8 protein-coding genes and 2 tRNA genes are annotated in these 12,034 nt (G+C 60.4%); 3 read left to right on the forward strand and 7 right to left on the reverse strand.

Annotation, left to right across the window (positions count from 1 at the left end; translation table 11 throughout):
• The first annotated feature begins 8 nt into the window (after nucleotides 1–8).
• Entirely contained in the window at nucleotides 9–3,995 is a 3,987-nt protein-coding gene (locus M5B42_RS06110) for a DUF6543 domain-containing protein (protein ID WP_248745288.1), read from the forward strand.
• A gap of 25 nt (nucleotides 3,996–4,020) precedes the next feature.
• On the opposite strand, the gene dnaB is transcribed toward M5B42_RS06110, so the two are convergent.
• From dnaB to rnr, 7 genes are all read right to left on the reverse strand, one after another.
• Entirely contained in the window at nucleotides 4,021–5,418 is a 1,398-nt protein-coding gene (gene dnaB / locus M5B42_RS06115) for a replicative DNA helicase (RefSeq protein WP_103495657.1), read from the reverse strand.
• A gap of 126 nt (nucleotides 5,419–5,544) precedes the next feature.
• A complete protein-coding gene (gene rplI, locus M5B42_RS06120) occupies nucleotides 5,545–5,991 on the reverse strand; it encodes a 50S ribosomal protein L9 (protein ID WP_017125059.1) in 447 nt (148 codons plus the stop codon).
• Between the two features lie 19 nt (nucleotides 5,992–6,010).
• The gene (locus tag M5B42_RS06125) at nucleotides 6,011–6,913 is read right to left on the reverse strand and encodes a hypothetical protein (protein ID WP_248745289.1); all 903 of its coding nucleotides are present in this window, start codon (nucleotides 6,911–6,913) and stop codon (nucleotides 6,011–6,013) included.
• Between the two features lie 36 nt (nucleotides 6,914–6,949).
• Nucleotides 6,950–7,180: a 30S ribosomal protein S18 gene (rpsR, locus tag M5B42_RS06130; protein WP_002551829.1), complete on the reverse strand. Its 231-nt coding sequence runs from the start codon at nucleotides 7,178–7,180 to the stop codon at nucleotides 6,950–6,952.
• 28 nt (nucleotides 7,181–7,208) lie between these two features.
• Nucleotides 7,209–7,631: a 30S ribosomal protein S6 gene (gene rpsF / locus M5B42_RS06135; protein ID WP_040063859.1), complete on the reverse strand. Its 423-nt coding sequence runs from the start codon at nucleotides 7,629–7,631 to the stop codon at nucleotides 7,209–7,211.
• Between the two features lie 334 nt (nucleotides 7,632–7,965).
• A complete protein-coding gene (rlmB, locus tag M5B42_RS06140; protein WP_100939697.1) occupies nucleotides 7,966–8,727 on the reverse strand; it encodes a 23S rRNA (guanosine(2251)-2'-O)-methyltransferase RlmB in 762 nt (253 codons plus the stop codon).
• On the reverse strand, nucleotides 8,724–11,336 hold the full coding sequence (gene rnr, locus M5B42_RS06145; RefSeq protein ID WP_103495654.1) for a ribonuclease R: 2,613 nt from the start codon (nucleotides 11,334–11,336) through the stop codon (nucleotides 8,724–8,726). The genes rlmB and rnr overlap by 4 nt, the downstream gene beginning before the upstream one ends.
• A gap of 224 nt (nucleotides 11,337–11,560) precedes the next feature.
• Between rnr and M5B42_RS06150 the strand changes: the two genes are divergently transcribed.
• Nucleotides 11,561–11,647: transfer RNA gene (locus M5B42_RS06150), tRNA-Leu, on the forward strand.
• Nucleotides 11,648–11,863: 216 nt separating this feature from the next.
• Nucleotides 11,864–11,950 (forward strand) — tRNA-Leu (locus M5B42_RS06155).
• Nucleotides 11,951–12,034: the final 84 nt, after the last annotated feature.

A 12,034-nucleotide genomic window follows, 5' to 3' on the forward strand; every position in this document is an offset into this window, starting at 1 on the left:
GCCGCGCCATGCCCACGACGTCGGAAGAAAACGATCACGAGGCGCTGCCCCACGCCACCTTCATCAGATCCCGCCTGCCGGCCTGGCTGAAAAACGCCACCGCCGAACAGTACGCAGGCCTGCGCTCGGCCATGCTGGAGAATCATGCATCGAGGACCCTGGCCATGAACATCCTGAGTCAACTCAAAAGCATAGAAATCTTTGCCGAGCCCATTCTGGAGCTTGGCCTGAGCCCCCTCTCTCCCGATCTCACCGACATGCAGGCCGCCACCCTGGCCAAACGCTGGAAAAAGGACAGCCTGCTGGGCATCCCCATCTACGACGCCAGTCCCGAGCACTCATTGCTGGAAGCTGCGCTTTACAACTTCGAGCAATGGGAAACCCACAGCAGTGCTTTCGGCAGCGGCTCGGCCATCTATCCCTCGGGAAAAGCGGCAGGCCTGAAAAGTCGCCTCACCGTCGAAGCATTTGCCCGGTACTGCCGCAATCTCGATCTCGGGTTGCGCTACCGCCATCACCTCAAGCAGATACTGGACCTGGACCGCCCAGCCGACGAGGTCATGCTCTTCGATAGCAAACTTGAGCATTTTGTGCGCCATGAGTGGAGCCGCTTCAAAGTCGCGTTCTGGATAGCCTTCATGAAAAAGGACATCACCTACGCGTGCAGGGCCCGCCTGAAATACTTTCTGTTGCCCGTCAGTAAGAGAACCGGAAAGCTCCCGCTCTATCAGCAAGTCAAACTGCTCGGCCACGGCTTACCCGGCGTCACTCATTTCGCCGCCGATCCAGAGAACAGCAGCGGGCGTTGCGCCGCCTACTTCCCAGGGCACCCCGAATCGCCGCTCAAGGAATATTCGTCGCTTGTCGAGCTTCAGGAGGATTACCTGGAGCAAATGCGCTCGGCGGACTTTCGGCAATTGATCAGCCAACTCATGCCGATCGACTATCAGGGCAGCCTGTTGACGGTCAAGCTCAACAACGCCGCCCGCGGACGCTCGCCCACCCAATTGAGGAGCCTCATCAGCCTTGCAAGTATTGAAGGTGAGCTGTTCGAAGAGATTCATTGGCAGCGCCTGCAACGCCTTGAAAGCGATGTCGGCAGACTGGCGCCTCCCAGCGCGCGGGCCAATGCCATCACCCGCGAACAATTGCTGGATGACTACCACACGGCGCGCCTGGACCTGCTGTCCGGCCTGAAGGCATTCATTCCCCGATTCAAGCAGACCCTGTTGGCGCCGCCAGGCAGCCAACTCGCGGCCGCCGTCTATCAGGACCTCTTTACCTGGAGCCCCGGGGAAGTGAACGCCGGCTTGATCCATTTGCTGAATGTGGCCGAGGCGGAGCCAAACAGCCAGACAGCCGCCACGGTAGAGGGGCTGCCCGAGTTGATCCCCGTCCGTTTTCAGGGCCGCACGCTTCTCTGGAAGCCGGACCTGACGCCTTATCAGTCGGCGATCAAGCCCCCCGATGAGCATTGGCAGGCGAACGCACTGGGTTTGTACCCATGGGCGCGGGCGACCGTCCTGAAACTGGACCAGCAGTATTACAAGGTCGAGTACAACGAAGACACCGGCCACTGGCATATCGTGCTGATGGGTTATCCGGACAGTTACTCGCCTCCCTTGCGGCACAACGGCGTCGGCGCCTGGCGGACGATTCACGAGAACGTCTCGACCTGGTCGCAACAGCAGTTGATCGCACGCCTGGAACCCCGCGCCGCCCGGCTGTCCGAACCGCTGGCGAGCGCTGCCCTGACGTTCAGCGGCACCCGCCTCGAGACGCTGCGACAGATTCATCAGTTCAGCCGCCGGACACCGCCCCTGCTGCTCGATAGCCTCAAGCGCCTGTGGATCTTTCAGGAAATCGAACACTTCGATCTCGACCGGGCCAAGGGCGATGTGGTCTCGCAATTGTCTCCCAGGATCCAGTCCTATCTGTTGACCCGACTGCCGGGATGGCCGGCGTACAAATTGCTGGAAGTCTTGCGCGCGGGTTCGCAGGTGGTTATCCAGTATGGCGCCGGGTTGAATCCAGTGAGTATTCCCGAACCGCTCTGGATGGCGGGGAAGTTGCTCGATGCGGTGCTCGCGGAACTCGACCTGGAAGAGATCGACACCTTGCTGGAGAACCCCATTCCCCATCTTGATCAACGCAACCAACTGGCGCTGAATCTGCTGGCCCAGGTGAAACTGAACAGCCTGGCCCTGTTCGAGCACTTGTATAGCGAGACCGAACAACCCGACACCGCGCCGCAACGACGCATGCGCCAAGAGAACACCGAACTGCCCAAAAGTTATCTGGCCGACGCCGTTTTCTCATTGGACATACAGGAGCAAGGCGCGTCCGAAACAGAGCCGACGCTAAAAAAGGAGATTGGCCGGGCCCTGGAGCAGGTTCGCATCTCACGGGTATTCGAAGGCCTTTATCCGGGTTGGCCACACCCCCAGCAAAGTGACCGCCTGGCTTTTTCATTGCTGGAAACCCTGGAAGCCTGGCCGCAGGATATTCGTCTTGAACTGTGGGATCCGGACATCGACACCGCCGCCGTGGAGGCCATCGGCGAGCACCACAGCCTGACCTACAGGCGCCTGAAGAAAACAGGCGCTTTCTACCAGCTTCAAGACCGGCAGGGCAACACGCTGTCCGGCCCGCGAGACCTGTACACGAGCGCCTGGCTGGCGATGCCGAAACTGATGCAACTGGCCCTGAACAACGCACATCACATCAGCCTCGACGAAAAGCGCGCGGCGATGGATCTGAAACAGACCGTCTTCGGTAAAGCCTCGGCACTACGCAGCCAGACGCCGGCATTGCGCGTTCCCTGCCACGCACTGGAGAGACCCGGGCCGGACGCCGACACCCGGCTCCCGGAGAGCTTCGCCGTGCGCGGCACAACCGTGTCCGGCCTCGACCTGCGCGACGACGGAGTTTACTGGAGTCTCCACCACAAGCCCCTCGCCGCCCATGCTTACTCGCACTATATCCGCGACGGCGACCGCTACTACCCCGTCAGGCGGACACCCGAGGGTTGGCGGCTGCTGAACGCCAGGAGCCCCTACAGCTTTTATCAACCGTTACTGCAACGCAAAGCCGACGGTGAGTGGGTGTTGCATCAAGATGCCGCCCCCTCAGATCTCACCACGACAGGTAGCCTGCCGGTCCAGGCAACAGACGGTACGCCGTCCAGCCCTCTCGATAACAAGACCTTCACGGCACTTGAACGGCAGCGCATGCGCAGCCAGAAATCCTACCGGTCCCATTTGAATTCCCCCCTCACCTACGACCGTGCCGACAACGGTCGCTATCCCTTGCGCGATCTGGACGGCTACCCCATGACCGTTGTCGCCATTCACTATTCCGACGCTGAAGGGAGTCAGCAGTCAAAGGCTCGCGCTCAACTGGTCGTGCCTTATCTGCAATTGCACGGCTATGAACAGGTCGCGCAACTCTACGAAGACAAACTGGAAATAGAACGCTTCGAACGCGAATACATCCGCGCCACGCCGGAAGAGCATCTGGTCGGGAGGTTTCTGGTTTCAGCCAGGCACCACCTCAGGAGAGGCGAAATACTGGGGGTTTATGGCGGCATGCTGATTCCGCTGATCGTCAGCCACCAGCGCCGCGACCCTTTCGCGGCCACGGTCCGACAGGACGCCACGCTGGACCTGATCCGCTTTCGCAACGGCCGACCGGAACCGGCCGCCGTCTGCCTGTCCGGCGATAACATCCTGTCGAGAATCAATACGCGCTACGAATACGACAACGCTGTGCCCATCCGTCAAGCCGCGACCGGCTACAACGTCGAGTCGGTCGCCTTCGCGGTCGACGTCCAGGGCCGTGACGGCAGCATCGAAAAAAACCGCTATTTCATCACGGCCCTGTTCGCCAGCCAGACCATCTTCAGTCTCGCCGAGTTACGCCTGAATCACGGCTATACCCAGGAACAGATTCATACACTGGAGGTTTTATCGCGCGCTCATCAGAGCGCCAAATGAATAACGCGCCTCAACCGCAACGCTCTTACTCGTCGTCGTCGAAGTTGTAGCTACCCGGCGCCAGGTTCTCGAAGCGCGTGTACTTGCCGATAAAGGCCAGGCGGATAAAACCGATCGGGCCGTTACGCTGCTTGCCGATGATGATTTCGGCGATGCCCTTGTGTTCGGTCTCGGGGTGATAGACCTCATCGCGGTACACGAACATGATTACGTCGGCGTCCTGCTCGATCGCTCCGGATTCCCGCAGGTCGGAGTTCACCGGGCGCTTGTTCGGCCGCTGCTCCAGGGAACGGTTGAGCTGGGACAGGGCCACCACCGGGCAGTTGAATTCCTTTGCCAGGGCCTTGAGGGACCGGGAGATCTCGGAAATCTCGTTGGTCCGGTTGTCGCCGCTGGAACCGGGGATCTGCATCAACTGCAGGTAGTCGATCATGATCAGGGCGATATCGCCGTGTTCACGCACCAGGCGACGGGTCCGCGCACGCATTTCCGACGGGCTGATACCGGCCGTATCGTCGATAAACAGCTTGCGGTCGTTGAGCAGGTTGACCGCCGAGGTCAGCCGTGGCCAGTCGTCGTCTTCCAGGCGACCGGCACGGACCTTGGTCTGGTCAATCCGGCCGAGGGAGGACAGCATACGCATGATCAGCGATTCGCCTGGCATCTCCAGGGAGTACACCAGCACCGCCTTGTCGCTGCGCAGTACCGCGTTCTCCACCAGGTTCATGGCGAAGGTGGTCTTGCCCATGGACGGACGACCGGCGACGATGATCAGGTCGGACGGTTGCAGGCCGCTGGTCTTCTCGTCGAGGTCGGTGTAGCCGGTGGACAGGCCGGTGATGGCGTTGTCGGTGTTGAACAGCGTATCGATCCGGTCGATGGCCTTGGTCAACAGGTCGTTGACGCTGACCGGACCGCCGGTCTTGGGCCGCGCTTCGGCGATCTGGAAAATCTGCCGTTCGGCCTCGTCGAGAATCTCCGCCGCGGTCCGACCTTGCGGGTTGAACGCGGTGTCGGCGATTTCGGTGCTGATGCCGATCAACTGGCGCAGGGTCGCCCGCTCGCGAACGATCGCGGCGTAGGCCTTGATGTTGGCCACCGACGGAATGTTTTTCGCCAGTTCCGTCAGGTAACCCAGGCCGCCGACCTGGGAGGTCTGCCCTTCCTTGTCCAACTGCTCGGCCAGGGTCACCACGTCGATCGGCATGTTCTGATCGGCCAGCTTGGCGATGGCGCGGAAGATCAGGCGGTGGTCATGTCGATAGAAGTCGCCGTCCGAGACTTGATCGAGCACGCGCTCCCAGGCGTTGTTGTCCAGCATCAGACCACCGAGCACGGCCTGTTCGGCCTCGATGGAATGGGGCGGCACTTTCAGCGCGGCGGTTTGCAGGTCGTATTGCTCGGGAGCGGAGATATCGTTCATGGCCACTTGGAATCAGGGGGTTTGCAAAAGGACGTTACCAAAAAACAAAAGGCACGACCTGAATGAACAGAGTCGTGCCCGATGTTAACCGCCTGGCGCGCAAGTCGCCAGACGATTGGGTACTGCTTAAGCAGCCACCACGACAACGCGTACGGTTGCTTCGACTTCGGCGTGCAGGTGCACGGCCACGTCGAATTCACCCACGTTGCGGATGGTGCCGTTCGGCAGACGAACTTCGCTTTTTGCCACTTCAACGCCGGAGGCGGTCAGGGCATCAGCGATGTCGTGGGTGCCGATCGAACCGAACAGCTTGCCTTCGTCACCGGCGGTGGCAGTGATGGTCACTTCCAGCTCAGCCAGTTGGGCGGCACGCGATTCAGCCGAAGCTTTCTTGTCTGCTGCGGCTTTTTCCAGCTCGGCACGACGCTCTTCGAACGCAGCCAGGTTGGCAGCGGTCGCAGCGGTGGCTTTGCCGAATGGCAGCAGGTAGTTACGACCGTAACCGGCCTTAACGTTTACCTTATCGCCCAGGTTGCCCAGGTTGGCGATTTTTTCCAGAAGGATCAGTTGCATGTGGAAATCCTCTTAACTTTTAACCTTCACCGTTCGCGGAACCGTTATCGGCCTCTTTCGACGCCAGGCGTCCGCGAAAATCAATCAGGCTGTCGACAATGGCCAATACCATGAGCAACGGACCGAGCAAGTGCATGAATGGCACGAGCGTGACGTACATCCCCACCAGCCAGAAACTGGCCAGTTTCTTCTTCGCCACCAGCCCGTGAATCAGGGACAGGCCGGCGAAGACCAGCGGAACACTGCACAGCGGCAACAGAATCAATGCATGCAGGCCGATAAACGGCGCGACAAACATGATGGCCAGCAGCGACAGCGCCACCTTCTTGGGGATCCGGATTTCGCGAAACTCGCGTCCGAAACCACCGGGGTTGTACAACAACGCTTGCCAATAGCGCCCAAGAATCAGGCACATAACACTAAAGACCTGCAGCGAGATCGCCGTCGAGGTGATCAAGAGGGGCACGGCCAGTGACGCGAGGAACGCTCGCTGATCTACCGACAACTTCTGGTAGACCTCACCGAGAGCCAGCGGCACGACTTGTTCAAACGTCTGCGCCAACCCTTCGATGAAGGGACTGAAAATCGTCCCCAGACTCACCGCACATACCAACCCTACTGCCATGCTGACCAGCAGCACGCGGTTCCAGGAGTAGCCGGCGCGTAAAACCAGCGCCAGGCTGCAAGACCCGAGCAGCACCAGAAGGGCCGTGGGGTCTTTCTGGATGTTGAAGTGCCAGAACAGCAGCACCGACAACACACCCAGACCAATGACGCCAAGGACGTCCGAACCGCGCCGCAGGAGCACAAGGCACCCGGCGGCGGCACTCAACCAGAACAACAGCGGCAATGCCGCAGATCCGGCCACGACGAGCATGGCCTGCATACGTCCGCGCATGATGAAACCAGCTAAGGCGCGCATGCATTCAATCCTTTACTGCGTGTCGACTGCCCGGTCTCAGCGGCCGTGGCTGTCGGTGTAGGCCAGCAGGGCCAGGAAGCGGGCGCGCTTGATAGCGGTGGCCAGCTGACGCTGATAACGAGCTTTGGTACCGGTGATACGGCTTGGAACGATTTTGCCGGTTTCGGATACGTAGGCTTTCAGGGTGTTGAGATCTTTGTAATCGATCTCTTTCACGTCTTCAGCGGTGAAGCGGCAGAATTTACGACGACGGAAGAAACGTGCCATGTAATTGGCTCCTCAAAAGGTCCGTGGATTACTCGTCAGCGTTATCGCTGGCGTCGCTGTCATCACCCTCAACGCCATCGGCGTCGGAGTGCTCAGGACGGTCGCGACGCTCACGGCGCTCACTGCGGTTTTCTTCAGCCTTGAGCATCTCGGACTGGCCGGTAACGGCTTCGTCGCGACGGATGACCAGGTTACGGATCACAGCATCGTTGTAGCGGAAGTTGTCTTCCAGCTCGGCCAGGGCCTTGCCAGTGCATTCAACGTTCAGCATCACGTAGTGAGCCTTGTGAACATTGTTGATTGCATAGGCCAGTTGACGACGGCCCCAATCTTCCAGACGGTGGATTTTGCCGCCGTCTTCTTCGATCAGCTTGGTGTAACGCTCTACCATGCCGCCGACTTGTTCGCTTTGATCCGGGTGGACCAAAAAGATGATTTCGTAATGACGCATGAATGCTCCTTACGGGTTGTAGCCTGCCGCTCAAAAACGGTCAGACAAGGAGTGAATGACACTTGTGTGTCTTGCCTGGAGTAGGCACGGATGCGCCAGCCATCACGGCAAGGGGCGCAATTGTAGAGAAGGGGGGCGAGGGGCGCAAGACAATTGGTGATTATTTGAACAACCCATCGCAACAAGCACCGCCGCCTTGACCCTTGAATCACAACCGAGGTGAATGCGATCACTGTGGAAGCCGGCTTGCTGGCGATGCAGACGCCGCGGTGCTTCAGGAAGACCGCGTAATCGTTCATCGCCAGCAAGCCGGCTCCTGCAAGGGAGGTGCGGATCAGGCCTTTTTGGTGGCGGCCTTGACGCTGCGCTGGCGCAGCGCTTCGAACAGGCACACACCGGTGGCCACGGACACGTTGAGGCTGCTGACGCTACCCGCCATCGGCAGGCGCACCAGGTAGTCGCAATGCTCGCGGGTCAGGCGACGCATGCCCTTGCCTTCGGCGCCCATGATCAGGATGGTCGGGCCGGTCAGGTCCTGCTGGTACAACTCCTGCTCTGCCTCGCCCGCCGTGCCGACAACCCACAGGCCGCGCTGCTGGAGTTTTTCCAGGGTCCGCGCCAGGTTGGTCACCGCCACCAGCGGAATCACTTCCGCCGCGCCACAAGCCACCTTGCGCACCGCCGGCGTCAGGGTCGCCGACTTGTCCTTGGGCACCACCACCGCCAACGCACCCGCCGCATCGGCGGTGCGCAGGCAAGCACCCAGGTTGTGCGGGTCGGTCACGCCGTCGAGCACCAGGATCAACGGTGCGCCTTCGGTGCGATCGAGCAGTTCGTCGAGCATTGCCTCACCCCAGACCTGGCTCGGACTCACGTCCGCCACCACGCCCTGGTGCACGCCTTCGACCCAGGCATCCATCTCGCGGCGTTCGGCCTGGCCGACCGACACGCGGTTTTCCGCGGCCAGCCCCAGCAACACCTGGACCCGCGGATCACTGCGGCCTTCGGCCAACCAGATCTGCTTGACGCGTTTCGGGTGATGACGCAACAACGCCTCTACGGCATGGACGCCGTAGATTTTTTCCAACTGACTCATGACTTGCCCTTGGGTTTACGCGCCCCGCCGCTTTTCGCGGGACCAGCGCCCGCTTTTGGCGGGCCTTTACGATGCTTGCTCGGTTTTTCCGACGACGTCCCGCGCGCGGGCTTTCCCTCGGTCTTGCCTTTACCGCCGTTCTTGGCTTCGGCCAACAACGCCTGCTTCAGTTCGCGACTGCGGCGCACTTCGGCGTTTTTCGCCGCTGCATCGCTGGGGCGATAAGCCTCGTCCGACTTCTTCGCCACCGCGCCACGACGCCCAGCCTTGGCCGGCTCCGGCGCTTTCGCGACAGGCGCGGGGGCAGGAGCGGTGGCTTCAGTGCCACGTTTCTTGCGACCGATCGGCGCGCTGAGGGTTTTCTCGGCCATTTCGAAGTCGATCTTGCGCTCGTCGAGATCGACGCGCATGACCTTCACTTCCACCGTGTCGCCCAGACGGAAGCTGCGACCGGTGCGCTCGCCCGCCAGGCGGTGATGGACCGGATCGAAATGGTAGTAATCGCCCGGCAAGGCAGTGACATGCACCAGGCCTTCGACGTAGATATCGGTCAGCTCGACGAACAGGCCGAAACCGGTCACGGCAGTGACCACACCCGGGAACGACTCGCCCACGCGATCCTTCATGAACTCGCACTTGAGCCAGTTCACCACGTCACGGGTGGCTTCGTCGGCACGCCGCTCGCTCATCGAGCACTGTTCGCCCAACTGCTCCAGCGCCGCCTCGTCGTACGGATAGATCCGCGCCTTCGGAATGGTCATCGCGCCGGCACGACGCACGTGCGGGGTGTCCTGCTTGGAGTGGATGACACTGCGGATCGCGCGGTGCGTCAGCAGGTCCGGGTAACGACGGATCGGCGAGGTGAAGTGGGTGTAGGCCTCGTAATTCAGGCCGAAGTGGCCCTGGTTATCGGCGCTGTACACCGCCTGGCTCAACGAGCGCAGCATCACGGTCTGGATCAGGTGGAAATCCGGGCGGCTCTGGATACTGGCCAGCAACGCCTGGTAATCCTTCGGCGACGGACCGTCCTTGCCCTTGTGCAGGGACAGGCCCAGTTCACCGAGGAAGGCACGGAGTTTTTCCAGGCGTTCCGGCGGCGGACCGTCATGCACCCGGTACAACGCCGGAATCTCGTGCTTCTTGAGGAACTCGGCGGTGGCCACGTTGGCCGCCAGCATGCACTCTTCAATCAGCTTGTGGGCATCGTTGCGGGTGGTCGGACGGATTTCCGCGATCTTGCGCTCGGAACCGAAGATGATCCGCGTTTCCTGGGTTTCGAAGTCGATGGCGCCACGGGTATGACGGGCCGCCAGCAACACCTTGTACAGGGCATAGAGCTGCTTGAGGTCCGGAACCACTTCCGAATACTCGCCACGCAGCTTCTTCGCTTCGGTGGTCTTCGGCTGCTCCAGGATCGCGCTGACCTTGTTATAGGTCAGACGGGCATGGGAGTGGATCACCGCTTCGTAGAACACGTAGTCGGTCATCTGCCCGCTTTTGTTGATGGTCATCTCGCAGACCATCGCCAAGCGGTCGACATGCGGGTTCAGCGAGCACAGGCCGTTGGACAGCTGCTCAGGCAGCATCGGGACCACGCGCTCGGGGAAGTACACCGAGTTACCGCGGACCTGAGCTTCAGTGTCCAGCGCAGAACCGATCTTCACATAGCTGGAAACGTCGGCAATCGCCACGTACAACTTCCAGCCGCCGGAGAACAGGCGCAGCTTGCCGGGCTTGGCTTCGCAGTAGACCGCATCGTCGAAGTCGCGGGCATCTTCGCCGTCGATGGTGACGAACGGCAGATGGCGCAGGTCGACGCGCTTCTCTTTGTCCTTGTCCTCGACTTCCGGCTTGAGCTTGGCGGCTTCCTTGAGCACGGCCTCGGGCCAGACGTGGGGAATGTCGTAGGTGCGCAGCGCGACATCGATCTCCATGCCGGGCGCCATGTAGTTGCCCACCACTTCGATCACATCGCCCTGGGGCTGGAAGCGCGGCGTCGGCCAGTGGGTGATCTTCACCTCGACGAACTGACCGACACGGGCGTCGGCGTTGCGGCCCGGGGTCACCAGCACTTCCTGCTGGATCTTCGGATTGTCCGCGACCACGAAGCCGATACCGCCCTCTTCGAAGTAACGCCCGACGATGCTCTCGTGAGCACGGGACACCACTTCGACGATCACGCCTTCACGGCGTCCGCGCCGATCCAGGCCGGACACCCGCGCCAGGGCACGGTCGCCATCGAACACCAGACGCATTTGCGCCGGGCTCATGAACAGGTCGTCGCTGCCGTCGTCCGGGATCAGAAAACCGAAACCGTCGCGGTGGCCGGCGATACGACCGAGGATCAGGTCGAGCTTGTCCACCGGCGCGTAAGTGCCGCGGCGGGTGTAAATCAGTTGCGCATCGCGCTCCATGGCACGAAGGCGGCGGCGCAGAGCCTCGATCTGATCTTCAGTGGTCAGACCAAACTCATCCACCAGCTCCTCGCGACTGGCCGGCGATCCACGCTCGGACAGGTGCGCCAGGATAAGCTCGCGGCTAGGAATGGGGTTTTCGTATTTTTCCGCTTCACGAGCGGCCTCGGGATCGAGGGACTGCCAATCGGCCATTAGATAAATTTCACCTTGTCTATATGCGGGTTAGTTTGGCATACGCGTATTGAAACGGGAAATTTCAGGCACACAGGCGGCCTTAAAACCCATTTGTCCGCGTGAAAAATGCCGGCTGATGCACATTGAAGCGTTTTTTTTGGTTTTTTTCATGACAGGGGTTTACAGTTAAAAGGCGCCTCCGTATAGTGCGCGCCATCGACGACGGAGACGTTGACGATACTGCCCAGATGGTGAAATTGGTAGACACGCCAGCTTCAGGTGCTGGTGACCGCAAGGTCGTGGAAGTTCGAGTCTTCTTCTGGGCACCAATTCAAGTTTCAGAGTAACACTCTGGAATCTCACAGAAACCCGCGAAAGCGGGTTTTTGCGTTTCTACCTCCTGCAAATCTTCCGGCTCCACCACCCGCCCCCGGCGGATACCGAGCCGCACCCGAGATTTAATTAAAAGCAAAAACAGGGGTTTACAGATCAAAAGGCTCTCCGTATAGTGCGACCCATCAACGGCGCGCAACGCTGCTGATGCTGCCCAGATGGTGAAATTGGTAGACACGCCAGCTTCAGGTGCTGGTGACCGCAAGGTCGTGGAAGTTCGAGTCTTCTTCTGGGCACCAATTCAAGTTTCAGAGTAACACTCTGGAATCTCACAAAAACCCGCGAAAGCGGGTTTTTGCGTTTCTGGGGTTCAATCATTTCAA

Origin of the sequence: Pseudomonas sp. MWU12-2037 (assembly GCF_023242345.1) — a bacterium.
Taxonomy (GTDB): domain Bacteria; phylum Pseudomonadota; class Gammaproteobacteria; order Pseudomonadales; family Pseudomonadaceae; genus Aquipseudomonas; species Aquipseudomonas gingeri_D.